This is a genomic window from Georgenia thermotolerans (assembly GCF_009193185.1).
GTDB lineage: Bacteria > Actinomycetota > Actinomycetes > Actinomycetales > Actinomycetaceae > Georgenia > Georgenia thermotolerans.
Map to the genome: position 1 here is coordinate 84,269 of NZ_VUKF01000010.1, position 22,797 is coordinate 107,065.

At 74.9% G+C, this 22,797-nt stretch carries 22 protein-coding genes; 19 read left to right on the forward strand and 3 right to left on the reverse strand.

The genetic code is table 11. The features are described from left to right. The first annotated feature begins 45 nt into the window (after positions 1-45). From atpE to GD970_RS06720, 16 genes are all read left to right on the forward strand, one after another. Positions 46-249 (forward strand): F0F1 ATP synthase subunit C, encoded by a 204-nt coding sequence (gene atpE, locus GD970_RS06645; protein WP_152202106.1) that lies wholly within the window; start codon positions 46-48, stop codon positions 247-249. Then, entirely contained in the window at positions 249-824 is a 576-nt protein-coding gene (locus GD970_RS06650; RefSeq protein WP_152202107.1) for a F0F1 ATP synthase subunit B, read from the forward strand. The genes atpE and GD970_RS06650 overlap by 1 nt, the downstream gene beginning before the upstream one ends. Continuing rightward, positions 824-1,639 (forward strand): F0F1 ATP synthase subunit delta, encoded by an 816-nt coding sequence (locus GD970_RS06655; protein ID WP_152202108.1) that lies wholly within the window; start codon positions 824-826, stop codon positions 1,637-1,639. The genes GD970_RS06650 and GD970_RS06655 overlap by 1 nt, the downstream gene beginning before the upstream one ends. 59 nt (positions 1,640-1,698) lie before the next feature. After that, on the forward strand, positions 1,699-3,339 hold the full coding sequence (gene atpA / locus GD970_RS06660; RefSeq protein WP_152202109.1) for a F0F1 ATP synthase subunit alpha: 1,641 nt from the start codon (positions 1,699-1,701) through the stop codon (positions 3,337-3,339). A 2-nt stretch (positions 3,340-3,341) separates the two neighbouring features. Then, positions 3,342-4,238 carry a F0F1 ATP synthase subunit gamma gene (locus tag GD970_RS06665; protein WP_152202110.1) on the forward strand — a complete coding sequence of 299 codons (897 nt, stop codon included), beginning with the start codon at positions 3,342-3,344 and terminating at the stop codon, positions 4,236-4,238. Between the two features lie 41 nt (positions 4,239-4,279). Continuing rightward, positions 4,280-5,758, forward strand: coding sequence for a F0F1 ATP synthase subunit beta (atpD, locus tag GD970_RS06670; RefSeq protein WP_152202111.1), 1,479 nt, complete (start codon positions 4,280-4,282; stop codon positions 5,756-5,758). Between the two features lie 37 nt (positions 5,759-5,795). Continuing rightward, positions 5,796-6,071: a F0F1 ATP synthase subunit epsilon gene (locus tag GD970_RS06675; protein WP_226925203.1), complete on the forward strand. Its 276-nt coding sequence runs from the start codon at positions 5,796-5,798 to the stop codon at positions 6,069-6,071. Between the two features lie 35 nt (positions 6,072-6,106). Beyond that, positions 6,107-6,496 carry a DUF2550 family protein gene (locus tag GD970_RS06680; protein WP_152202113.1) on the forward strand — a complete coding sequence of 130 codons (390 nt, stop codon included), beginning with the start codon at positions 6,107-6,109 and terminating at the stop codon, positions 6,494-6,496. Between the two features lie 174 nt (positions 6,497-6,670). Next, the gene (locus GD970_RS06685; RefSeq protein WP_152202114.1) at positions 6,671-7,141 is read left to right on the forward strand and encodes an NUDIX hydrolase; all 471 of its coding nucleotides are present in this window, start codon (positions 6,671-6,673) and stop codon (positions 7,139-7,141) included. Positions 7,142-7,198: 57 nt separating this feature from the next. After that, positions 7,199-7,894, forward strand: a complete 696-nt coding sequence (gene nucS / locus GD970_RS06690) for an endonuclease NucS (RefSeq protein ID WP_152202115.1) — start codon at positions 7,199-7,201, stop codon at positions 7,892-7,894. A gap of 167 nt (positions 7,895-8,061) precedes the next feature. Next, the gene (locus GD970_RS06695; protein ID WP_152202116.1) at positions 8,062-9,282 is read left to right on the forward strand and encodes an N-acetylglucosamine-6-phosphate deacetylase; all 1,221 of its coding nucleotides are present in this window, start codon (positions 8,062-8,064) and stop codon (positions 9,280-9,282) included. Continuing rightward, entirely contained in the window at positions 9,279-10,682 is a 1,404-nt protein-coding gene (locus GD970_RS06700; RefSeq protein ID WP_152202117.1) for a GH1 family beta-glucosidase, read from the forward strand. The genes GD970_RS06695 and GD970_RS06700 overlap by 4 nt, the downstream gene beginning before the upstream one ends. Positions 10,683-10,737: 55 nt before the next feature. Continuing rightward, entirely contained in the window at positions 10,738-11,049 is a 312-nt protein-coding gene (locus GD970_RS06705) for a hypothetical protein (protein ID WP_152202118.1), read from the forward strand. Between the two features lie 140 nt (positions 11,050-11,189). Next, a complete protein-coding gene (locus GD970_RS06710; protein WP_152202119.1) occupies positions 11,190-12,002 on the forward strand; it encodes an alpha/beta fold hydrolase in 813 nt (270 codons plus the stop codon). Positions 12,003-12,049: 47 nt separating this feature from the next. Next, complete coding sequence (locus GD970_RS06715; RefSeq protein ID WP_152202120.1) at positions 12,050-12,538, forward strand: GNAT family N-acetyltransferase; 489 nt, start codon at positions 12,050-12,052, stop codon at positions 12,536-12,538. After that, complete coding sequence (locus GD970_RS06720; protein ID WP_152202121.1) at positions 12,538-12,894, forward strand: GntR family transcriptional regulator; 357 nt, start codon at positions 12,538-12,540, stop codon at positions 12,892-12,894. The genes GD970_RS06715 and GD970_RS06720 overlap by 1 nt, the downstream gene beginning before the upstream one ends. Positions 12,895-12,988: 94 nt before the next feature. Here GD970_RS06720 and GD970_RS06725 read toward each other — a convergent pair whose 3' ends face one another. Next, on the reverse strand, positions 12,989-14,947 hold the full coding sequence (locus GD970_RS06725; RefSeq protein WP_152202122.1) for a hypothetical protein: 1,959 nt from the start codon (positions 14,945-14,947) through the stop codon (positions 12,989-12,991). A gap of 264 nt (positions 14,948-15,211) precedes the next feature. Between GD970_RS06725 and GD970_RS06730 the strand changes: the two genes are divergently transcribed. The 3 genes from GD970_RS06730 to GD970_RS06740 are packed head-to-tail and all read left to right on the forward strand — an operon-like array spanning position 15,212 to position 18,598. Next, positions 15,212-16,576 (forward strand): hypothetical protein, encoded by a 1,365-nt coding sequence (locus tag GD970_RS06730; protein WP_152202123.1) that lies wholly within the window; start codon positions 15,212-15,214, stop codon positions 16,574-16,576. After that, the gene (locus GD970_RS06735; protein WP_152202124.1) at positions 16,573-17,598 is read left to right on the forward strand and encodes a hypothetical protein; all 1,026 of its coding nucleotides are present in this window, start codon (positions 16,573-16,575) and stop codon (positions 17,596-17,598) included. The genes GD970_RS06730 and GD970_RS06735 overlap by 4 nt, the downstream gene beginning before the upstream one ends. Positions 17,599-17,656: 58 nt before the next feature. Continuing rightward, positions 17,657-18,598, forward strand: coding sequence for a tetratricopeptide repeat protein (locus GD970_RS06740; protein WP_152202125.1), 942 nt, complete (start codon positions 17,657-17,659; stop codon positions 18,596-18,598). 189 nt (positions 18,599-18,787) lie between these two features. On the opposite strand, the gene glgB is transcribed toward GD970_RS06740, so the two are convergent. Together glgB and GD970_RS06750 are read right to left on the reverse strand one after the other, a co-directional pair. Beyond that, positions 18,788-21,205 carry a 1,4-alpha-glucan branching protein GlgB gene (gene glgB / locus GD970_RS06745; RefSeq protein ID WP_152202126.1) on the reverse strand — a complete coding sequence of 806 codons (2,418 nt, stop codon included), beginning with the start codon at positions 21,203-21,205 and terminating at the stop codon, positions 18,788-18,790. 43 nt (positions 21,206-21,248) lie between these two features. Then, positions 21,249-22,667, reverse strand: coding sequence for a maltokinase N-terminal cap-like domain-containing protein (locus GD970_RS06750; protein WP_152202127.1), 1,419 nt, complete (start codon positions 22,665-22,667; stop codon positions 21,249-21,251). Between the last annotated feature and the right edge of the window lie 130 nt (positions 22,668-22,797).

The window sequence follows — 22,797 nt, forward strand, 5'->3', positions numbered from 1 at the left end:
ACCGGGACCGGCCCGGTTCGCACCACCGGAAGGAAATCCTCAGACATGATCGGAAGCATCGCCACCGTCGGTTACGGTCTCGCGGCGATCGGCCCCGGCATCGGCATGGGCATCCTCGTCGGCAAGACGCAGGAGTCCCTGGCTCGCCAGCCTGAGCTCGCCGGCCCGCTGCGCGTGAACATGTTCATCGGTATCGCCCTCATCGAGGCGCTCGCCCTCATCGGCCTGGCCGCCGGCTTCGTCTTCTGATGACTCCCACCGACCTGGTGCTGGCTGCGGCGGAGGAGCACAACGTCCTCCTTCCGGCCAGCTACGACATCCTCTGGTCGGCGGTGTGCGTCGTCATCATCGCGTTCTTCCTCACGAAGTACGCCGTGCCGCGACTGACCGCGATGCTCGACGAGCGCGCCGCCAAGATCGAGGCCGGACTCGCCCAGGCGGAGGAGGCCCAGCAGGCCGCCGCCCAGGCCGAGGAGCAGATCGCCGCCGAGCTCGGCGCCGCGCGCCGCGCGGCCGCCGAGGTGCGGGAGCGCGCCCAGGAGGAGGGCAAGCAGATCGTCGCCGACGCCCGGGCCAAGGCCCAGGCCGAGGCCGACCGGGTCACGGCCAACGCCTCCCGGCAGATCGAGGCGGACCGGCAGGCTGCGCAGATCTCCCTGCGCACCGACGTCGGCATGCTCGCCAGCGAGCTGGCCTCGCGCATCGTCGGTGAGTCGGTGACGGACCGGGCGCTGCAGTCCCGCGTCATCGACCGCTTCCTCGACGAGCTCGACGCCCAGACGGCGCAGCAGGCCCCGGCGGACGCGAAGGTGCAGGAGGCCTGATGCGTGCGAGCAGCGAGGCGGCCCTGGAGCGGGCGCAGGAGCGGTGGGAGCCGGTCCTGCGCGAGGTGGGGGAGCGCGCCCTGGCCCTGGGCCAGCAGCTCTTCGGCGTCGTCGACGTCCTCGACGGCTCCGGTGCGCTGCGGCGGGCCCTGACCGAGCCGTCCCGCAGCGGCGAGGACAAGGCCCGGCTGGCCGGCGCCGTCCTCGGCGGGAAGGCCGACCCCGAGGTGGTCGACCTCGTCGCCGGGCTGGTGCGCGAGCGCTGGTCCGACGACCGGGACCTGGCGGAGGCGGTGGAGTCCCTCGCGACGGAGTCCGTGCTCGCCGCGGCGCAGGCCGCAGGTCGGCTCGCCGACGTCGAGGACGAGGCCTACCGCCTCGTGCGGATGCTCGCCGACGAGCGCGACCTGCGCAACGCCGTCGAGGACCGCAACCTGCCGGCCGAGCGCCGCGCGGGCCTCATGGAGGCCGTGCTCAACGGCAAGGTCTTCCCGGAGACCTCCGTGCTGGCCGTGCGGGCCGCCCGGTCGCTGCGTCGCCGCTCGGTCACGACCGCGCTGCGCACCGTCACCGAGCTCGCCGCGCGCCGGCGGGCCCACGTGGTGGCGTCGGTGACCTCCGCGGTCCCGCTCTCGCAGGAGCAGATCGACCGGCTCTCGGCGATCCTGAGCCGCAACTACGGCCGGGACGTGCAGGTGCACGTCGGCCTCGACCCCGAGCTGCTCGGTGGCGTGCGGGTGCAGGTGGGCGACGACGTCATCGACGGCACGCTGGCCACCCGCCTCGCCGACGCCCGGCGCCGGCTCGCGGGCTGACCCCGCACCCCGAACCTGAGACATCGACCGCGCGGCGGTCACTACGTGAAGGAAGACCAATGGCTGAGCTGACGATCCGGCCCGACGAGATCCGGGCTGCGCTGGACAGCTTCGTGAGTTCCTACGAGCCCACCCAGGCGGCGAGCGAAGAGGTCGGTCACGTCACTCTGGCGGCCGACGGCATCGCCCAGGTGGAGGGCCTGCCCGGTGTGATGGCCAACGAGCTCCTGCGCTTCGAGGACGGCACCCTGGGCCTGGCGATGAACCTCGACGTGCGCGAGATCGGCGTCGTCGTCCTCGGTGAGTTCACCGGCATCGAGGAGGGCCAGGAGGTCCGCCGCACCGGCGAGGTGCTCTCCGTGCCCGTCGGCGAGGGCTACCTCGGCCGCGTCGTCGACCCGCTCGGCCACCCCATCGACGGCCTGGGCGAGATCACCGGCATCGAGGGCCGCCGCGCCCTGGAGCTGCAGGCCCCCGGCGTCATGATGCGCAAAAGCGTGCACGAGCCGCTGCAGACCGGCCTCAAGGCCATCGACTCGATGATCCCGATCGGGCGCGGCCAGCGTCAGCTCATCATCGGCGACCGCCAGACCGGCAAGACCGCCATCGCGATCGACACCATCCTCAACCAGAAGGCCAACTGGGAGTCCGGCGACCCGACCAAGCAGGTCCGCTGCATCTACGTGGCGGTCGGCCAGAAGGGCTCGACCATCGCCGCCGTGCGCGGGGCCCTGGAGGCGGCCGGCGCGCTGGAGTACACGACCATCGTCGCGGCCCCGGCGTCCGACCCGGCGGGCTTCAAGTACATGGCCCCCTACACCGGCTCGGCCATCGGCCAGCACTGGATGTACCAGGGCAAGCACGTCCTCATCGTCTTCGACGACCTGTCCAAGCAGGCCGAGGCCTACCGCGCCGTGTCCCTGCTGCTGCGCCGTCCGCCGGGCCGCGAGGCCTACCCGGGCGACGTCTTCTACCTGCACTCCCGCCTGCTGGAGCGCTGCGCGAAGCTCTCCGACGAGCTCGGTGCGGGCTCGATGACCGGCCTGCCGCTCATCGAGACCAAGGCCAACGACGTCTCGGCGTACATCCCGACCAACGTCATCTCCATCACCGACGGGCAGATCTTCCTGCAGTCGGACCTGTTCAACGCCAACCAGCGTCCCGCCGTCGACGTCGGCATCTCGGTGTCCCGCGTCGGTGGTGACGCCCAGATCAAGGCGATGAAGAAGGTCGCCGGCACGCTGAAGATCACCCTGGCGCAGTACCGGTCGATGGCGGCGTTCGCGATGTTCGCCTCCGACCTCGACCCGACCACGCGTCAGCAGCTCACCCGCGGCGAGCGGCTCATGGAGCTGCTCAAGCAGCCGCAGTACACCCCGTACGCGGTCGAGGACCAGGTGGCCTCCATCTGGACCGGTACCAACGGCTACCTCGACGACGTCGAGGTCAAGGACGTCGGCCGCTTCGAGAACGAGCTGCTCGACCACCTGCGCCGCAACTCCGACGTGCTCACCACCATCCGGGAGACCGGCAAGCTCGAGGACGCCACCGAGGAGGCGCTGCGCGCCGCCGTGGAGGAGTTCCGCCGCGGCTTCCTCGACTCCGAGGGCAACCCGCTGGGTGCCGAGCCGGCGGTCGAGGCTGACGAGGTCGAGGCCGAGCACGCGCAGGAGCAGATCGTCAGCGCGAAGCGGGGCTGAGCATGGCGGGATCACAGCGCGTCTACAAGCAGAAGATCCGGGCGACGCAGACGCTCAAGAAGGTCTTCCGGGCCATGGAGCTCATCGCCGCCTCGCGCATCGGCAAGGCGCGCGACGCGGCGCAGGGCACCGACGCCTACACCCGGGCGCTGATCCGGGCGGTGGGCGCGGTGTCCGCGCACGCGAACCTCAACCACCCGCTCATCGCGGGCCGCACGGACACCAACCGGGTCGCGGTCTTCGCCGTGACGTCCGACCGCGGCATGGCCGGGGCCTACTCGGCCACGATCCTGCGCGAGACCGAGCGGCTGATCGAGCGGCTCGAGGACGAGGGCAAGGAGGTGGCGCTCTACGTGTCGGGCCGGCGCGGGGAGAGCTACTTCCGGTTCCGGGGCCGCGAGATCGTCCGCTCGTGGACCGAGGGGTCGGACAACCCCCAGCCCGAGCGGGCGCGGGAGATCGCCGACGCGCTGCTCGGCGCCTACCTGGCCCCGGTGGCCGAGGGCGGCGTCAGCGAGCTGCACGTGGTCTACACCCGGTTCGAGACGATGGTCACCCAGGTGCCGCAGGTGCGGCGCATGCTGCCCATCGAGGTCGTCGAGGGGGAGGGGTCCGCCGAGGGCGAGGCGCTGCCCCTGTACGAGTTCGAGCCATCGGCCGACGAGGTGCTCGACGCGCTGCTGCCGATGTACGTGCGCCGGCGCATCTACGGCGAGCTGCTCATGGCGGCGGCCTCGGAGCTGGCCTCCCGGCAGCGGGCGATGCACACCGCCACGGACAACGCCGAGAACCTCATCCGTGACTACACCCGGCTGGCGAACACCGCGCGCCAGGCGGACATCACCTCCGAGATCACCGAGATCGTCTCCGGGGCCGACGCGCTGGCGTCGAGCCGCTGACCCCCACCCCGCCGCCCGGGACAAGTGAAGGAACAAGGACAATGACTGCCACATCCACCGAAGCGCCGAAGCAGGGCGCAGCCGGCGTCGGCCGGATCTCCCGCGTCACCGGGCCCGTCGTGGACATCGAGTTCCCGCCGGACGCCATCCCCGAGATGTACAACGCGCTGACCACCGAGGTGAACCTCGCGGCGCAGGGCGACGGCGAGGCCAGCGGCCCCGTGACGATGACCCTCGAGGTGGCCCAGCACCTGGGTGACAACCTCGTGCGCGCCATCGCGCTGAAGCCGACCGACGGCCTGGTGCGCGGCCAGGAGGTGCGCGACACCGGCGCCCCGATCTCCGTGCCGGTCGGCGACGTCACCAAGGGCCACGTGTTCAACGTGACCGGCGACGTCCTCAACCTTCAGCCGGGCGAGCAGCTCGAGATCACCGAGCGCTGGCCGATCCACCGCGAGCCGCCGGCCTTCGACCAGCTCGAGTCGCGCACCCAGATGTTCGAGACGGGCATCAAGGTCATCGACCTGCTCACCCCGTACGTCCAGGGCGGCAAGATCGGCCTGTTCGGCGGCGCCGGCGTGGGCAAGACGGTCCTCATCCAGGAGATGATCCAGCGCGTCGCCCAGGACCACGGCGGTGTGTCCGTGTTCGCCGGCGTCGGCGAGCGCACCCGTGAGGGCAACGACCTCATCATGGAGATGGAGGACGCGGGCGTCTTCGACAAGACCGCCCTCGTCTTCGGTCAGATGGACGAGCCGCCGGGCGTGCGTCTGCGCGTGGCCCTGTCGGCGCTGACCATGGCCGAGTACTTCCGCGACGTGCAGAAGCAGGAGGTGCTGCTCTTCATCGACAACATCTTCCGCTTCACCCAGGCCGGCTCGGAGGTCTCCACGCTGCTGGGCCGTATGCCCTCCGCCGTGGGCTACCAGCCCAACCTGGCAGACGAGATGGGCCAGCTGCAGGAGCGCATCACCTCCACCCGCGGGCACTCCATCACGTCCCTGCAGGCCATCTACGTGCCGGCCGACGACTACACCGACCCGGCCCCGGCGACGACGTTCGCCCACCTCGACGCGACCACGGAGCTCTCCCGTGACATCGCCTCGCGCGGCCTGTACCCGGCGGTGGACCCGCTGGCCTCGACCTCGCGCATCCTCGACCCGCAGTACGTGGGCCAGGAGCACTACGACGTGGCCACCCGGGTGAAGTCGATCCTGCAGAAGAACAAGGAGCTGCAGGACATCATCGCCATCCTCGGCGTCGACGAGCTCTCCGAGGAGGACAAGATCACCGTGGCCCGCGCCCGGCGGATCGAGCAGTACCTCTCGCAGAACACCTACACCGCGGTGAAGTTCACCGGTGTCGAGGGCTCCACCGTGCCCGTGTCCGAGACCGTCGAGGCGTTCAAGCGCATCGCCAACGGCGACTACGACCACGTGCCGGAGCAGGCGTTCTTCAACATCGGCGGCATCGAGGACCTCGAGCGCAACTGGCACAAGATCCAGTCCGAGCTGCGCTGAGCGGGCGCCGGAAGCGAAGGAGGCCCCGACGGTGGCGATGAAGGTAGAGGTTGTGTCCACGCGCGCCGCGGTGTGGACGGGCGAGGCGACGAGCGTCGTGGTGCCCGCCGCGAACGGCGAGCTGGGAATCCTCACCGGGCGTGAGCCCGTGCTCGCCGTGCTGCGCCAGGGCACGGTGCGCATCACCCCGACGGAGGGCGAGCTCGTGACGGTCGACGTCACCGAGGGCTTCGTCTCCGTGGACCGCGACAACGTCACGGTCGTGCTCGAGAGCGCGGAGGACACCGCGCTGCTCGGTGGCCTGGGGGAGTAGGAGCGCCGTTGACGGGGGCGGGAACCACGTGGGGAATGCTCGCGGTTCTCGCCCTCGTCCTGCTCGCGGCCCTGGTGGTCGCGTTCGCGGTGCGCGTGCGGCGCATCGCCAACCGGGTGGGCTCCTTCGAGTGCGCCCTGCGCCGGACCGGCGCGAAGGACTGGACCAGCGGCATCGCCTGCTACGGCGCGGGCCGGATCGACTGGTACCGGCTGGTGTCCCTGCGGCTGCGCCCGTCGCGCTCGTTCTCGCGCGACGGGCTCGTCGTGCTCGAGCGGCGGGTGCGCGCCGGGGCGGGACATGTGATCGAGGCGCGCGTGGCGTGCGGGGGCGAGCAGCTCGAGCTGGCGATGGTGCGTGAGGCCTTCGCGGGCCTGGTGAGCTGGCTGGAGGCCGCCCCGCCGCGGGGCGAGCCGCGCCTCTGACCCCTCCGGCCCTCCCGCGAGACGTCAAGTTGGTACCGAGACGTCAAGTTGGGAGCGAGGCGTCAAGTTGGGCGCGAGGCGTCAAGTGGGCTGCGAGGCGTCAAGTCGGCAGCGAGGCGTGACGTTGTCCGCGCGCCGTCCGTTTTCAGTCGCGCGGTGTCTACCGTTGGCCGGGTGAACCGCTTCCAGGTCGTCCCGGCCGCCTATGTGCTTCTCGTCGAGCCGGCGAGGGGCGGGTCCGCCGACCGGGTCCTGCTCTCGCTGCGGCGCAACACGGGGTACATGGACGAGCACTGGTCCTTCGGTGCCGCAGGCCACGTCGAGGCCGGCGAGTCCGTCCTGGCTGCCGCCGTCCGCGAGGCGCGCGAAGAGCTCGGCGTGGAGCTCAGCACATCGGACCTCGAACCGCTGACCGTCATGCACCGCACGGCCGGCACGGGCGATCCCGTCGGCGAGCGGGTGGACTTCTTCTTCGCCGCGCACACCTGGACGGGCCGCCCCGAACGGTGCGAACCGCACAAGGCGGCGGCCCTGGGATGGTTCGCGCTGGACGACCTGCCAACGGGCGTGGTCCCGCACGAGCGAGAGGTGCTCGAGCGCCTCCGGACAGGCAACGTTCCCGCCGTCACCGTGGTCGGGTTCTGAGACCGACGCACGAGCGGGTGCGTGGTCGGTGGAAATCGGAAGGTAAGGTTCTTCGTCGTGCGCGTCGTCATTGCCAGCTGCTCCGTGGACTACTCCGGGCGCCTCGATGCCCACCTGCCGCTCGCCACGCGGCTGCTCATGGTCAAGGCGGACGGCTCCGTCCTCGTCCACTCCGACGGCGGGTCGTACAAGCCGCTGAACTGGATGTCCCCACCGTGCCGGCTCACGGTCGCCGAGCCCGACGACACCGACGCCGAGCAGGGCGTGCGCGAGGTGTGGACCGTGCAGAACGCCAAGAGCGACGACCGGCTGGTCGTGCGCGTCCACGAGGTCGTCGCCGACCACACCGTGGAGCTCGGCGTCGACCCCGGCCTGGTCAAGGACGGCGTCGAGGCGCACCTGCAGAAGCTCCTCGCCGAGCAGATCGACCTGCTCGGCCCCGGCCACCAGCTCGTGCGGCGCGAGTACCCGACGGCGATCGGCCCGGTCGACATCATGGCTAAGGACCCCGACGGCGCGTCGGTGGCCGTGGAGATCAAGCGTCGCGGCGACATCGACGGCGTCGAGCAGCTCACCCGCTACCTCGAGCTGCTCAACCGCGACCCGCTGCTCGCCCCGGTCCAGGGCGTCTTCGCCGCCCAGGAGATCAAGCCGCAGGCCCGGGTCCTGGCCACCGACCGGGGGATCCGCTGCCTCGTGCTCGACTACGACGCCATGCGCGGCATCGACGACGTCGAGTCGCGCCTGTTCTGAGGCAGCTGTCCCTCGCTCGCGGAGCGAGTGGGCCCGCACCACTCGACGTCTCGCGACCAACTTGACGTCTCGCGACCCGTTTGACGTCTCGCGACCTACTTGACGTCTCGCGCGCGTCGAGTCGCGGCGGGTGGGTATCGGACCGCCCCCGGGTGTTGGATGGGGGCATGGCTGACGAGCGATGGGCGCTGCGTGGGCGGGTCGTGACCCCCGACCGCGTCCTGGCCGACGGCGCCGTCGTCCTCGCCGGCCCCACGATCGCCTGGGTCGGCCCGGCCGAGGAGGCCGCCGCCGCGGGGCACGGCGCCGCCGTCGCCGCCGCCCCGGCGCCCACCGACGGCCGTCACGTCCTGCCCGGGCTGGTCGACCTGCACTGTCACGGCGGCGGCGGGGCGTCCTTCCCCGACGCGGAGGACGCCGAGGCCGCGCTGCGCGCCGTCGCCGAGCACCGCCGCCACGGCACCACGACGCTGCTCGCCTCGCTGGTCACCGCCGCCCCGGACACGCTGCGCGCCCGGGTGGGCCTGCTCGCCGACCTCGCCGACGCCGGGGAGATCGACGGCATCCACCTCGAGGGCCCCTTCCTGGCCCCGACCCGCTGCGGCGCGCAGGACCCCGCGCTCATCCGGGCGCCTGACCCGGCCCTCGCCGGCGAGCTGCTCGCCCTCGGCCGCGGCCACGTCGCCACCATGACGCTGGCCCCCGAGCGGCCGGGCAACACCGGGCCCGACGGCGTCGCCGCGCGCCTCGTCGCCGGCGGCGCGCTGCCCTCCTGGGGCCACACCGACGCCGGGCCGGAGGAGACCCGCGCGGCCCTCGCCGAGTCGGTCGCGCTGCTCGCCGCCACCCCGGGCGCCCGCGCCGCCCGCCCCACCGTGACCCACCTGTTCAACGGCATGCGCCCGCTGCACCACCGCGACCCCGGCCCCATCGGGGAGCTGCTCGCCGCCGCCCGCCGCGGGGGCGCCGTCGTCGAGCTCATCGGCGACGGCGTCCACCTCGCGCCGGCCGTCGTGCGCGCGGTGTACGAGCTCGTCGGGCGGGAGAACGCCGCCCTCGTCACCGACGCCATGGCCGCGGCCGGCATGCCCGACGGCGCCTACCGGCTCGGCTCCATGGAGGTCACCGTCGCCGCCGGGGTCGCCCGTCTCGCCGGCGACGGCGCCATCGCCGGGGGCACCGCCCACCTGCTCGACGTCGTCCGCGCCACCGTCGCCGGCGGCGTGCCGCTCGTCGACGCCGTCTACATGGCCGCGACCACGCCCGCGGCCGTCCTGGGCCGCCGCGATGTCGGGGCCCTCGAGGCCGGCCGCCGCGCCGACGTCGTCGTCGCCGACGCCGACCTGCGGCCCCTCACCGTCCACCGTCTCGGCCAGGAGGTCAGATGAACCAGCGCACGTTCCCCGACAGCTTCGTGTGGGGTGCGGCGACCGCCGCGTACCAGATCGAGGGCGCCGCCACCGAGGGCGGGCGCGGCCGGTCGATCTGGGACGACTTCTCGCACACCCCCGGGCGCACCCTCGGCGGCGACACCGGCGACGTCGCCGACGACCACTACCACCGCTGGCAGGACGACGTCGCCCTGATGTCCGAGCTGGGGCTGGGCGCCTACCGGCTGTCGATCTCCTGGCCGCGGGTGCAGCCGGGCGGCCGGGGCCCGCTCAACCCCGAGGGCGTGGCCTTCTACACCCGCCTGCTCGACGCCCTGCGCGCCGCGGGCATCGAGCCCGTGGTCACCCTCTACCACTGGGACCTGCCCAGCGAGCTCGAGGCCGCCGGCGGCTGGACCAACCGCGAGACCGCCTACGCCTTCGCCGAGTACGCCCGCGCCATGGCCCGGGCCCTGGGGGAGCGGGTCGGGCTGTGGATCACGGTGAACGAGCCCTGGTGCTCGGCGTTCCTCGGCTACGCCTCCGGCGAGCACGCCCCCGGGCGCACCGAGCCGGCCGCCGCCCTGGCGGCCGCGCACCACCTCAACCTCGCCCACGGCCTGGCCGCGGCCGCCATCCGCGACGAGCTCGGCGACGAGGCGCAGGTCTCCGTCAGCCTCAACCTGCACGTCACCCGCCCGGCCGACCCCGAGTCCGCGGCCGACCTCGAGGCCGCGCACGAGGTGGACCTGGTCGGCAACCACATCTTCCTCGGCCCGATGCTCGACGGCTCCTACCCCATCGGGCTGCGCGACCTCACCCGCGACATCACCGACGCCGGTTACGTCCGGCCCGGGGACATGACCCTCATCCGCCAGCGCCTGGACGTCCTGGGCGTCAACTACTACTTCACCAACTACGTGCGCCGCAGCGACGGCCCCGCCGCCGGCGGGTCCGGCGGCCACGGCAACGGCCCGGCCAGCCCCTGGGTGGGCCTGGACCGCGTGGAGTTCCTCCCGCCGTCCGGCCCGACCACCGCGATGGGCTGGAACATCGAGCCCGACGGCATCTACGAGCTGCTCACCGCCCTGGACAACGCCTACGACGGCCTGCCGCTCATGGTCACCGAGAACGGCGCGGCCTTCGACGACGTCCCCGGGCCCGACGGCGAGGTGCACGACCCCGAGCGCGTCGACTACCTGCGCCGCCACATCGACGCCGTCGGCCGCGCCCGGCAGGACGGCGCCAACGTGCACGGCTACTTCGTGTGGTCGCTGCTGGACAACTTCGAGTGGTCCTACGGCTACAGCAAGCGGTTCGGCATCGTCCGGGTCGACTACGACACCCAGCGGCGCACGCTCAAGGACTCCGCCCGCTGGTACGCCCAGCTGGCGCGCACCGGCACGCTGCCGGACTGACGCACGGCGCGGACGGCGCTCGCACGCCGCCCCTGCCCGGGGCGACAATGGGCCCATGCCCTCCTCCCGCCGCTCGCGCCGCCGCCCCTACGGGGCGGAGCACGTGCCGCTGGACCCCGAGCGGCTGCGGGGCATGCCGCGCAGCGAGCGCGGGCCCGACGGCGGGTCGTACTCGGTGCGGCAGGTGCGCGGGTCGGAGAAGTCCTACCGCTGCCCCGGCTGCGACCAGCTCATCCCGCCCGGCGTCGCGCACGTCGTCGCCTGGCAGACGGACCACCTGCTCGGCGCCCAGGCCGGCATCGACGACCGCCGCCACTGGCACAGCGGCTGCTGGCAGGCCCGCGGGCGCCGTCGGCCGACCCGCTGACGCAGGCGAGCTCGCGCCGCGCCGTCGCCGCCGCGACCCGGCGCCCGCGACGAACCCGCACGTCGCGGGGTCGCCGCGCCGGACCCGAACGGACCCAGCCGGGCGAGCGGACCCGGCGGCGGCCGTGCCATGCTCGGCCCATGACCCTCGCCCTGCACCGTCACGGCCCCGACGAGGGGCTCCCGCTCGTCCTGCTCCACGCCTTCCCGTTGGACGCGCGCATGTGGGACGACGTCCTGGCCCAGCTGCCCGGCCTCGCCGTCGTCACCGTCGACGCCCCCGGCTTCGGCGCCTCCCCGGCACCGGACGCCGTCGCCGCGGCCGTGGGCCGGCCCGCCGAGCCGTCCCTGGAGACCTACGCCGACGCCGTCGCCGCCGCGCTCGGCGACGCCGGGATCGACCGGGCCGTCGTCGCGGGGATCTCCATGGGCGGCTACGCCGTCCTCGCCCTGGCCGAGCGCCACCGGGGCCTGCTGGCCGGCGCCGGCCTGCTCGACACCAAGGCCACCGCGGACGACGACGCCGCCCGCGCCACCCGGCTCCAGGTGGCCGAGGACGCGGAGGCACGCGGCGCCGACGCGGTCGCGCCGATGGTCACCCAGGTCCTCGGCGACACCAGCAAGGCCGAGCGCCCCCAGGTCGTCGAGCGGGTGCGGGCGTGGCTCGCCGAGGCCCCGCCGGCCGGGATCGCGTGGGCACAGCGGGCGATGGCCGCCCGGCCCGACCGGGTCACCGCGCTGGAGGACCTCCACGTACCCGCGCTGGTGCTCCGCGGCGCGGAGGACGCGTCCGCCCCGCAGGCCGCCGCGAACACCATGGCCGAGGCGCTGACCGACGTCGAGGTCGTCGTCGTGCCGCGGGCCGGCCACCTCAGCCCGGTGGAGGCGCCCGGCGAGGTCGCCGCCGCCCTGCGCGACCTGCACGAGCGCTGCGCCCAGGGCGCGGTGTCCTGACCGGCCGCCGTCCCGGGCGCTCCCGACGGCGCCCTACGCTGGGAGGCATGCCGACCCTCCCCGCCGCCCGCATCCGCCCCGCGACGGTGCTCGACGCCCCCGCGATCGCCCGCGCGCACCTCCAGGCCTGGCGTGAGACCTACGGCGAGCTCGTCCCCGCCGGTGTCTACGCCCAGCGGGAGGCCGAGGGCCCGGGGCGGTGGGAGGCGATGCTGGCCGACCCCGGCGCCACCATGACCTGGGTGGCGCAGCGTGACGACGAGGTCGTCGGGTTCGCGACGGCGCTTGCCGCCGGACCCGCCGGCGTGCGGCCCCTGCAGCTGTCGCGGCTGTACGTCCTGGCCGCGGAGCAGGGCCGGCGCACCGGCACCCACCTTCTCGAGCTGGCCATCGGGGACGCGCCGTGCTTCCTCTGGGTCGCGGAGGGCAACACCCGCGCTCAGGGCTTCTACCGCTCCCACGGCTTCGAGGCGGACGGCGCCCGCGAGCCGGTGGCCGCCGGCGGCCACCTCCTCGCCATCCGGATGGTGCGCTGATGGACCTCGACCTCAGCGTCGACCCCGCCTCCGCCACCCCGCCCTACGAGCAGGTCCGGGCCCAGCTCGCCGCCGCCATCGACGACGGCGCGCTGCAGCCCGGCACCCGGCTGCCCACCGTGCGGGCGCTCGCCGGCGAGCTCGGGCTGGCGGTCAACACCGTCGCCCGGGCCTACCGCGAGCTCGAGCAGGCCGGCGCGGTGGTCACCCGCGGCCGGTCGGGCACCGTCGTCGCCGACGACGACGCCGAGCACGCGGCGAAGGCCGCGGCCGCCGCCTACGCCGCCCGGGCGCGGGAGCTGGGCCTGACCCCGGCTCGGGCGCTGGAGCTGGCCCGGGACGCGCTCGGCGCCTGAGAGCGGGCGGGGACGTCCGGACGCGGTCGGAGTCGGCCGCCCGGCGGCGTCCGGCCGGCTGCCGACGTGGCTGCCGGCCGGACGCCGCATGCTGTCAGCGGCCGCCGCGTGAGCGGGGCTTGCGCGCCCCCCGAGCGGGCGACCGGGGCGCGCTCGGGCGCGAGGCGCCCTTGGCGGGCGCCGGGGCGTCCTGGATGGCGTCCATCCTCTGGGTGTCCGGCCCGACGGCCTCGATGCGCTCGGTCCGGTCGGCCGGCTCCTCGATGGCGCGCACCTCGTCGGGGCCGGCGAGGCGGGCGACGTCGTCGGGCGCGAACGGAAGCTCGAGCACCGCGGTCTCGTCGGACTGGTCGCCAGCGTCGGGCTTGCCCTGGGGGGCCTTCTCTGCCGCGGGCTTGCCCTGGGGCGCCTTCTCCGCCGCGGGCTTGCCCTGTGGTGCCTCGTCCGCCGCGGGCGCGGCCTTCGGCGCCTGGGCAGGCGGGGCGGGCGGCTCGGCCGCGGTGTCGGGCGTCTTGGCGGCGCCCTTCTTCTCGGGGGCGTCGGCCTTCGACTGCTGGGCCTTCTCGGCTGCGGGTGCAGCCTGCGGGGCCTTCTCCGTCGCGGGCTTGGCCTGGGGCGCCTTCTCGGCCGCCGGCGTGGTCTGGGGCGCCTGGGCGGCGGGCGGGGCCGGCGGCCCGCCGGGGGCGGGCTTCGACTCCGCCGCTGCCTTGCCTGCCGGGGTGTCGGCCCTGGTGTCCGGTGCCTTGGCGGCCGTGGTGTCGGCCTTGGTGTCGGGCGCCTTGGCGGCCGTGGTGTCGGCCTTGGTATCCCGCGCCGCGGTCACCGGAGCCTTGGCCTCGGCCGTCTTGGCCACCGGCGCGCCGGCGGCCGGTGTCGCGGGGGCAGGGACCTTGCTCGGCGCGGTGCCGGCCGGAGCCGGGCCGGCGGTGTCCGTGCCGGCGGATGCCTTGTCGGCGGGCGCCGGTGTCGTGGCCTTCCCGCCCGGCGCGGCGGGCGGGGCCGGGGGCGCCGGGGGCGCCGGGGGAGCAGGCCGAGCCTCGTCGACGGCCGCCGCGGCGGACAGCCCGAGCATCCCGCGCATGTCGTCGAGGTAGGCGGCGACCTCCTCGCGCTGGCGCGTGAGCTCCTCGACCCGGCGCTGCGCGGTCGCCAGGGTGGCCTCCGCGTCCGCCTCGGCCTCCCGGCGCACCCGGGCGGCCTCCGCCTGGGCGTCCGCCAGCAGACGGGCGATCTCGGCGCGGGCGTGCTCCTCGCGCTCGCGCACGGTCGTGTCGGTCTCGACCAGCAGCCGCTCGCAGCGCTGCACCGCCTCGGCCAGCCGGCGCTCCGCGTCGAGCGCCCGGCTCTCCGCGTCGCCGGTCATGGTGTCGATGCGGGCCTTGGCCGCCGCGAACGCCTCGGACGCCTCCTGCTCGGCGCGGGCGCGGACGTCCGCCGCCTCCTGCTCCGCGTGGGCGCGCATCTCGGTGGCGAGCTTCTCCGTCGTCGTCCGCATGACGCCGAGCTCCCGCTCGAGGCTCGCGCGCCGCTCGCTGGCCTCGGCGGTGCTGGTGGCGGAGAGCCGCGCGGCCTCGCGCTCGGCGGAGGCGACCAGCTCCTCGGCGCGGCGGCGGGCGTTGAGCAGGGTGGTCTCGGCCTCGGTGCGCGTGTGGGACTCGACGTGCTCGGCCTCCTGGCGGGCCTCGGCGAGCCGCTGGGCCGCCTCCTGCTCGGCGCGTTCCTGCACGGCCCGGGCGCTGGCGCGAGCGCGCTCGAGGGCCTTCTGGGCGTCGTCGTTGGCGCGGTTGACCACCTCCAGCGCCTGCTCCTCGGCCGAGCGCAGCAGCCGCTCCACCCGGGACCCGAGCCCGGCGTAGGTGGGCCGCTCGTTCTCCCGCAGCTGTCGCTGCGCCTCGGAGAGCTCGCCGGACATCTTCATGACGCGGGTGTCGAGCGCCTCCACCTCACGCCGGGCCTCGCTCAGGGCCTCGGTCAGCGCCTGCACGCGCTGGTCGACCTGGGCGCGGTCGTAGCCGCGCATGACCACCGGGAACACCGGTCGCTCGTTGCTCACACTCAGTCCTCCGTGTCGTACCCCGACCCCTCTGAGGCCGGATGAGCGTCTCCCCAGACTAACCACGCGGGCGACGGGTGCCCGGGGACGGGACGGCAGCTGGGACGGGCGCCCGGGGCATCGCGCCGGCTGTGAGATGGGCCGCTGGGCCCGGCGGCGGCGGGCCCTCGACGGGTGAGGGGAAGCGCCCCGCCCGGGCGCACCGTATTCTGGCCCGTTGACGATGCTCTCGCGCATCCCGGAACTGGGAGGACCCTCCACCTCGTGAATCGTCGGATCATCTCCGTCGTCCTCATGGTGCTCGGGGTGATTGCCATCGCACTGGCGATCGCCTCTGCCACCGTGTGGCGCCCCACGGACACCGCGACCCTGACCCTGCCCACCCGACCCACCACGCCGGTGGTCATCTCCGACGCAGGCGTCCTCGACGCCGTGGCGCCGGACGTCCGGATCGTCGCGACGGCGGACGACGGCCAGCCCGTCACCCTCGCCGTCGGGCGCACCGAGGACGTCCAGGCCTGGGTGGACGGCGCGCCGCACACCCGCATCACGGGGCTGAGCAGCTGGGAGCAGCTGGCCGTGAAGGACGTCGCCGGCGGTGAGGCGACCGAGGGTGCGGCGCCCGCGGAGGGCCAGGCCGCGCTGCCCAGCCCGGCCGGCTCCGACCTGTGGGTCAGCGAGCAGACCGGCACCGGGACGGCCGAGCTGTCCTGGAAGGACCGGGACGGGCGGTGGAGCCTGCTGGCGGCGACCGACGGGACCGCGCCCGCCCCGCAGGTCTCGCTGAGCTGGCCGCGCGAGGTCAGCACGCCGTGGCTCGTGCCCGGACTGATCGTGGGTGCGCTCCTGCTCCTGGCCGGCCTGGCGCTGGCCGTCCTCGAGGTCCTGACCGCGCGCGAGCTGCGCCGCCGGGAGGCCGTCGCCGGGGCGCCGGAGGACGAGACCGTGGTCCTCCCGGCCGCCGAGACGGCCGGCCTGACCCGCCGCCAGCTGCGCGAGCGGGCCCGGGCCGCCGCGCAGCAGGGCAGGGGACGGCGCGGCGAGCCCGCCGAGGAGGCGGCCACCGCCGTGGTCCCCGCCGCCGCGGCGGGCGAGACCGCCGCGACCGAGGACCTGGTCACGGCCGGCTCGGCGCGCGGCGCCGGCATCGTCCCGGCGTCCCCGCGGGCGGCGGAGTACCGCCGGGAGCGTGACGCGGCCGACGAGGGCGGCGACGACGGCGCCGACCAGACCCAGCAGATGACCGCGGTGGCGGAGGGCGAGCAGGCCGGAGCCGGCGCGGACCCGACCCAGCCGATGGCCGCCGTCGGCGGCGAGACCGAGAGCCTCGCCGTGAACGAGGACGACCTGCAGGCGGCCGGCGTCGCCCGCGGCACCGGCGTGGTGCCCGCCGCCGACAGCTCTCCGGAGCTGCGCCAGGCCCGGGAGACGGGCCCGGCGGCGGGGGAGCACGAGGAGGAGGAAGCGGCCGGCGAGGCGGGGCAACCGCCCAGCTGGCGCAGCATGTGGGGATTCGGCGAGCGCAAGGAGACGACGGACGACGGCCCGGAGGCGGTGCGGCCGGGCGGAGAGCCGCAGGACGGCCGCCCCGACGCCGAGGACATCCGCGACGAGGAGGAGCAGCGATGACGCGCCGCACCCGGCTCTCCGTGGCGGCGGGCGCCGCGCTGTCCCTGGCGTTCCTCGCCGGCTGCAGCTCCGAGCTGCCCCAGCCCGATCCCGAGCCCACCGCCGAGACGGCGCCGCCGGTGCTCGACGGCGACCGCCTGGACCGGATCCTGACCGAGACGGCCGCGACCTTCCAGAAGGCCGACGAGGCCAAGGACCCCGAGGCCCTCGCCGCCCGGATCACCGGCCCGGCCCTCGAGGTGCGCCAGGCCGAGTACCGGCTGGCCGAGGCCACGGGGGGCAGCACCGCGCCGTCGCCCGTCACCACGGCCACCCAGGTCGAGGCGGTGGCCGCGACGTACGACTTCCCGCGCACCGCGATGGTCATCACCCAGGTGCCGGAGGGGGCCAACCTGCCCCTCCTGCTCACCTTCGCCCAGCCCGACGCCCGCACGCCCTACAAGCTGTGGGGCTGGGTCGAGCTCTTCCCCGGCATCGAGACGCCCCCGCTCATCCACCCCGACACCGGCTCCCAGCAGCTCGCCCCGGACTCCGAGGGGCTGATCGCGACGCCGGCGCAGGCGGTGGAGCGCTACGTCGACACGCTCAACAAGCAGGACAGCGAGTACGCCGACCAGTTCGCCGGCGACCCGTACAAGGACAGCTCGCGCAAGGCCATCACCGACCTCGACAGCCGCATCGAGGCCGCGGGCGACGCGTCGATCAGCTACGCCGTCGGAGACGACGCCCCGCAGGCCCTCGCGACGGCGGACGGCGGCGCCATCGTCCTGGGCGAGCTGAGCTCCACGCAGACCATCAAGAAGACCGTGCCCGGGGCCACCCTGACGGTCGGTGGCGAGATCGGGGCGCTGCTCGGCCAGGACAAGCAGGTGCGCGGCACGGTGGCGGGCGTCTCGGAGGTGCTCGTGGCGTTCTACGTGCCGCCGGCCGGCGGCGACGCCAAGCAGATCCGGCCCCTGGGCGCCAAGACCGTGCTCACCGAGGTCAGCCGGAACGACGCGGAGGCCCCGGCTGCGAGATGATGCAGCCGACCGGGCACGGCGCCCGGCCACCGAGACGGACGAAGGACGAAGGACGACAATGAGCCAGCCGATGCCCCGCGTCAATCTCCACGGAGCGGTGGACCTCTCCTCCCTCGCGGGACCGCCCGCCGGGCAGCAGCAGGCCGCGGCGCCCGGGGGCGCCCCGGCGGGGGCCGTGCCGGGGGCGGTCGTCACCGACGTCAGCGAGGCGACCTTCGGGCAGACCGTGCAGCTGTCCACCCAGGTCCCCGTCCTCCTGCTGCTCGGCTCCGCCCGCTCGGGCGCGACGGCGGAGCTCGACGCCGTCCTGGAGAAGCTCGCCCGCGAGTACGGCGGCCGCTTCCAGCTGGCCCGGGTCGACGGCGACGCCAACCCGCAGATCGCCGCGGCGCTGCAGGTCCAGGCGGTGCCCACGGTGGTCGCGCTCGTGGCCGGCCAGCCGCTGCCGCTCTTCCAGGGCGCCTACCCCGAGGACCAGGTGCGCCAGGTGCTCGACGAGGTGCTGCGCGTGGCCGCCCAGAACGGGGTCACGGGGGTGCTCGAGGACACCGGCGACGACGTCGCCGAGGCCCCGGAGGAGCCGCCGCTGCCCCCGCTGCACGCCGAGGCGCTGGCCGCGATCGAGCGCGGCGACCTGGACGGCGCCGAGGCCGCCTACACCCAGGCGCTCAACGAGAACCCGCGCGACGCCGACGCCAAGGCCGCGCTGCTGCAGGTCCAGCTCATCCGCCGGGTGGAGCAGCACGACCCCGACGAGGTGCTCCGCCGCGCGGCCGCGGCCGGCCCGGCCGACGTCGCCGCGCAGCTCGCCGCGGCCGACGTCGAGGCCACCACCGGGCAGTTCGGCGCCGCGTTCGACCGGCTGCTCGCCGTCGTGCGCGCCACCGCCGGGGACGACCGGGAGCAGGCCCGGCTGCGGCTCATCGAGCTGTTCGACATCGCCGGCCCGACGCCCGAGGTGCAGTCGGCCCGGCGCCAGCTGGCCAGCGCCCTGTACTGAGCGCCTCGCGCGGACCCGGGGATCCTCCCGCCGTACCTGGCGACCGACGGACGAAGTCGAGGTATTGGCTGTCAGTACAGCCAATACCTCGACTTCGTCGACCCTGACGCGGCCGGCGTGGCACGTGCCCGTGCCACAGAGCAGAGCCCCGCCTGCGGTGACGTCTCACCGCGGGCGGGGCACCGTCGTTCACCGTGCGGAGCGGCGGTCCCTCCGCACGGGGCCGGGGCCGTCACCGTGCGGGTGGGTGCTCTGGGCGCCTGCCCAGCCGGTCTCGGTCGCCGCCGTGGGCGCCGCCCCGCGAGGGGCCGCCCCGCGAGGAGCCTTCTCGGGCGGGGCCGCCGCGGCAGCCGCCGCCGGCGCCGCGGCGCGCGGGGCGGTGTCCGGCACCAGCAGCAGCGCGCCCAGGGGCGGCACGCGCAGCACCGCCGAGGCGGGCCGGCCGTGCCAGCCGACGTTCTCGGCGCGCACCCGCCCGAGGTTGCCCACGCCCGAGCCGCCGTAGGCCGGGGCGTCGGTGTTGAGCACCTCGAGCCAGTCCCCGCCCTTCGGCAGCCCCACCCGGTAGCCCTCGTGCGGGGTGCCGGCGAAGTTGATGACGCACACCATCATCTGCTCGCCGTCACGGGTGCGGCGCAGGTAGGCGAGGGTGTTGTGGTCCCCGTCGCTCGCCTCGATCCACTCGAACCCGCGGGTGGAGAAGTCCTCCGCCCACAGCGCCGGGTGCGCCGTGTAGACCTCGTTGAGGTCCTTGACGAGCTGGGTGACGCCGGCGTGGCCGGGATCGTCCAGCTGCCACCAGTCCAGCCCGCGGGCCTCGCTCCACTCGGCCTCCTGGGCGAACTCCTGGCCCATGAACAGCAGCTGCTTGCCCGGGTGGGTCCACTGGTAGGCCAGCAGCGCCCGCACGCCGGCGAGCTGCTGCCAGCGGTCCCCGGGCATCTTGGTGAGCAGCGAGCCCTTGCCGTGCACGACCTCGTCGTGGCTCAGCGGCAGGACGAACTGCTCCGAGAAGGCGTAGACGAGGGAGAACGTCAGCTCCCCGTGGTGGTAGCGGCGGTTGATCGGCTCCTCCGCCAGGTACCGCAGGGTGTCGTTCATCCACCCCATGTTCCACTTGAGGCCGAACCCCAGGCCGCCGTGGGAGGTCGGCGCGGTCACCCCCGGCCAGGCGGTGGACTCCTCGGCGACCATGACGATGCCGGGCACCTTGCGGTAGGCCGTCGCCGTCGTCTCCTGCAGGAAGCTGATGGCCTCGAGGTTCTCCCGACCGCCGCGCACGTTGGGCCGCCACTGGCCCGGCTGGCGCGAGTAGTCGAGGTAGAGCATGGAGGCGACGGCGTCCACCCGCAGCCCGTCGACGTGGAACTCCTGCAGCCAGTACAGGGCGTTGGCGACGAGGAAGTTGCGCACCTCCCGCCGGCCGTAGTTGAACACGTAGGTGCCCCAGTCCTGCTGCTCCCCGCGCAGCGGGTCGGGGTCCTCGTAGAGGGCGGTGCCGTCGAAGCGGGCCAGCGCCCAGGCGTCCTTGGGGAAGTGCGCGGGCACCCAGTCGAGGATGACGCCGATGCCGGCCTGGTGGAGGCGGTCGATGAGGTAGCGCAGGTCGTCGGGGGTGCCGAAGCGCGCCGTCGGGGCGTAGTAGGAGGTGACCTGGTAGCCCCAGGACCCGCCAAAGGGGTGCTCGGCCACCGGCAGGAACTCCACGTGGGTGAAGCCCAGGTGCGTGACGTGGGCGACGAGCTCCTCGGCCAGCTCGCGGTAGCCCAGCCCGGGCCGCCAGGAGCCGAGGTGGACCTCGTAGATGCTCATCGGCCCGGTGTGCGGGTTGGTGTGGGTCCGGCGGGCGAGCCAGGCGTCGTCGTTCCAGGTGTAGCTGGAGACGTCCACGACCGAGGCGGTGGCCGGGGGCACCTCGGTGCGGCGGGCCATCGGGTCGGCCTTCTGGTGCCAGGAGCCGTCCTGATACTGGATCTCGTACTTGTACTTCTGCCCGGCGGTGGCGTCGGGCAGGAACAGCTCCCACACGCCCGAGATGCCCAGCGAGCGCATGGCGCTGGTGGAGCCGTCCCAGCCGTTGAAGTCGCCGATGACGCGCACCGCGCGGGCGTTGGGCGCCCACACGGCGAAGCTGACGCCGTGGACGTCGCCGAGCTCGCTGGGGTAGGTGTGCAGGTGGGCGCCGAGCACCCGCCACAGCTCCTCGTGGCGGCCCTCGGCGATGAGGTGCCGGTCGAGCTCGCCGACGGTGGGCAGGAAGCGGTAGGGGTCGTCGACCAGGGTGCTGACGTCGCCGTAGGTCACCCGCACGCGGTAGTCGGGCACCTCCCGGCCGGGCAGGACGGCGACCCACACCCCGTCCTGCTCGTGGGTGGCGGGGTAGGTGCCGGCGGCGGTGACGATCTCGACGCCGTCGGCGAGGTGGCGCACCGTGCGGACGGTCACGCCGCTGTCGCCGACGTGGGGGCCGAGGACGGCGTGGGGGTCGTGGGAGTAGCCGTAGGCGACGCGGTGCAGCTCGGCGGGCTCGACCGGGAGGGGCGCCGCGCTGGTGGTCGCGGAGGCATCGGGGCCGGTGGGGGCGTCGTGGCTGAGATCGCGGTCCATGGGGACCACTCTTCCATCACCCCTGCCGACGCGCGCGTCTGCGTCAGCCGACCAGCAGCCGGGTGACCCCGGCAAGGGGGATGGGCAGCCAGTCGGGCCGGTTGCGCGCCTCGTAGACGGCCTCGTAGAGCGCCTTGTCGAGCTCGAGGGCGCGCAGCAGGGCGGCGTCGGCGCGCGGGTCGCGCCCCGTGGCCGCGCCGTAGCCGTCGAGGAAGGCCTCCCGGGCCCGGGAGGCCCAGGCCTCGTGGGCGCTCAGCTCGGCGGCCTGCCCGGCCTCCCGCCCGGCGGCGGCGGGGCCCGCGGGGGTCTTGGTGCTGCCGCCGGACTCGCGGGCGGCGACGGTCGCCGAGCCTGCGGCGTAGTCGAAGGAGCGCAGCATCCCGGCGATGTCCCGCTGCGGCAGGTCGGGGGCGGTGCGCTCGGCCAGCGGGCGCAGCGGCTCGCCCTCGAAGTCCAGCAGCACCCAGCCGCGACCCGGGACGTCGAGCACCTGGCCGAGGTGGTAGTCGCCGTGGATGCGCTGCAGCGGCGGCCAGGGCGCCGCGGCACCGGCGCGCAGCACCGCCTCGACGTCCTCGGCGCGAGCGGCCAGCTCCGGGACGGCCTCGACGGCGGCGGCGAAGCGCTGGCGCCAGCCGTCCAGCATGGCCTCCCGGGCGGCCTCGTCCGCCTCGGCGGTGGGCAGGGCCCGGGCGAGGACGGCGTGCACCTCGGCGGTGGCCTCCCCGAGCGCGCGTGCCCGGTCGGCGAAGTCGGTGCCGGTCTCCAGGGCGCGCAGCGCCACCCGCCAGGCGTCCTCCACCCCGGGGAGGAACTCCTGGGCGAAGGCCAGGTGCCCCTCGGCGCGCCGGTCGCCGTCGGGCCACCAGCCGAGCAGGTCGCCCAGCGGGCGCGGCACGCGGGTGCTGCCCCCGGACGCCAGCGCCTCCTGGACCTCGACGTCGGGGTTGTGCCCGGCCTGGACCACGCGGAAGACCTTGAGGATGACCGGCGCGCCGTCGGCGACGTCGAAGATGATCGAGGTGTTGGACTGCTCCCCGCGCAGCACCCGCGAGCCGGTGGCGAACACCGCGGCGCCGGCACGGTGCCCGCGGGCGCCGAGGTCGTCGTCGCCGCCCGCGGGTCCCAGGCGCGCCTCGTCGACGACGGCGGCGAGCAGCGCCGCGGCGCCGGCCGGGTCGTGGCAGCCGTCGTAGACGACCTGCCCGGGGGCCTCGGCCACGAGGGCGTGCTCGAGCCCGGGCACGGCGGCGGGCCGCACGGTCAGCGGCACCTGGTACAGGACGGGCTCGGCGGCGCCGACGTCGCGCACGAGCCAGGTGGCGACGTCCACGCCGTCCGGCCCGGGCAGCGCGAGGCCGCCGACCGGCTCCAGGCGCGGCTCGCGTCCCTTGCCCGTGTACCACCGCTGCCGGGCCATCCAGGCGGGCAGGGCGGCCCGCAGCGCCTCCGACGCCGTCATGACTCGGGCGTCTGGGCCGTGGGGTCGGTGCGCCGGGGCGCCGGGCCGAGGGCGTCGGCCGGCCCCGCGGGGCCGCCGGTCGCGGAGGCCGGGCCGGACGGGCCGGGCCCGGCGGGGTTGACGGCCGGGC

Coding starts and splice junctions, on each gene's coding strand:
- atpE (WP_152202106.1), top strand. CDS start 46: ATGATCGGAAGCATCGCCACCGTCGGTTACGGTCTCGCGGCGATCGGC.
- GD970_RS06650 (WP_152202107.1), top strand. CDS start 249: ATGACTCCCACCGACCTGGTGCTGGCTGCGGCGGAGGAGCACAACGTC.
- GD970_RS06655 (WP_152202108.1), top strand. CDS start 824: ATGCGTGCGAGCAGCGAGGCGGCCCTGGAGCGGGCGCAGGAGCGGTGG.
- atpA (WP_152202109.1), top strand. CDS start 1,699: ATGGCTGAGCTGACGATCCGGCCCGACGAGATCCGGGCTGCGCTGGAC.
- GD970_RS06665 (WP_152202110.1), top strand. CDS start 3,342: ATGGCGGGATCACAGCGCGTCTACAAGCAGAAGATCCGGGCGACGCAG.
- atpD (WP_152202111.1), top strand. CDS start 4,280: ATGACTGCCACATCCACCGAAGCGCCGAAGCAGGGCGCAGCCGGCGTC.
- GD970_RS06675 (WP_226925203.1), top strand. CDS start 5,796: ATGAAGGTAGAGGTTGTGTCCACGCGCGCCGCGGTGTGGACGGGCGAG.
- GD970_RS06680 (WP_152202113.1), top strand. CDS start 6,107: ATGCTCGCGGTTCTCGCCCTCGTCCTGCTCGCGGCCCTGGTGGTCGCG.
- GD970_RS06695 (WP_152202116.1), top strand. CDS start 8,062: ATGGCTGACGAGCGATGGGCGCTGCGTGGGCGGGTCGTGACCCCCGAC.
- GD970_RS06700 (WP_152202117.1), top strand. CDS start 9,279: ATGAACCAGCGCACGTTCCCCGACAGCTTCGTGTGGGGTGCGGCGACC.
- GD970_RS06705 (WP_152202118.1), top strand. CDS start 10,738: ATGCCCTCCTCCCGCCGCTCGCGCCGCCGCCCCTACGGGGCGGAGCAC.
- GD970_RS06710 (WP_152202119.1), top strand. CDS start 11,190: ATGACCCTCGCCCTGCACCGTCACGGCCCCGACGAGGGGCTCCCGCTC.
- GD970_RS06715 (WP_152202120.1), top strand. CDS start 12,050: ATGCCGACCCTCCCCGCCGCCCGCATCCGCCCCGCGACGGTGCTCGAC.
- GD970_RS06720 (WP_152202121.1), top strand. CDS start 12,538: ATGGACCTCGACCTCAGCGTCGACCCCGCCTCCGCCACCCCGCCCTAC.
- GD970_RS06735 (WP_152202124.1), top strand. CDS start 16,573: ATGACGCGCCGCACCCGGCTCTCCGTGGCGGCGGGCGCCGCGCTGTCC.
- GD970_RS06740 (WP_152202125.1), top strand. CDS start 17,657: ATGAGCCAGCCGATGCCCCGCGTCAATCTCCACGGAGCGGTGGACCTC.
- glgB (WP_152202126.1), bottom strand. CDS start 21,205: ATGGACCGCGATCTCAGCCACGACGCCCCCACCGGCCCCGATGCCTCC.
- GD970_RS06750 (WP_152202127.1), bottom strand. CDS start 22,667: ATGACGGCGTCGGAGGCGCTGCGGGCCGCCCTGCCCGCCTGGATGGCC.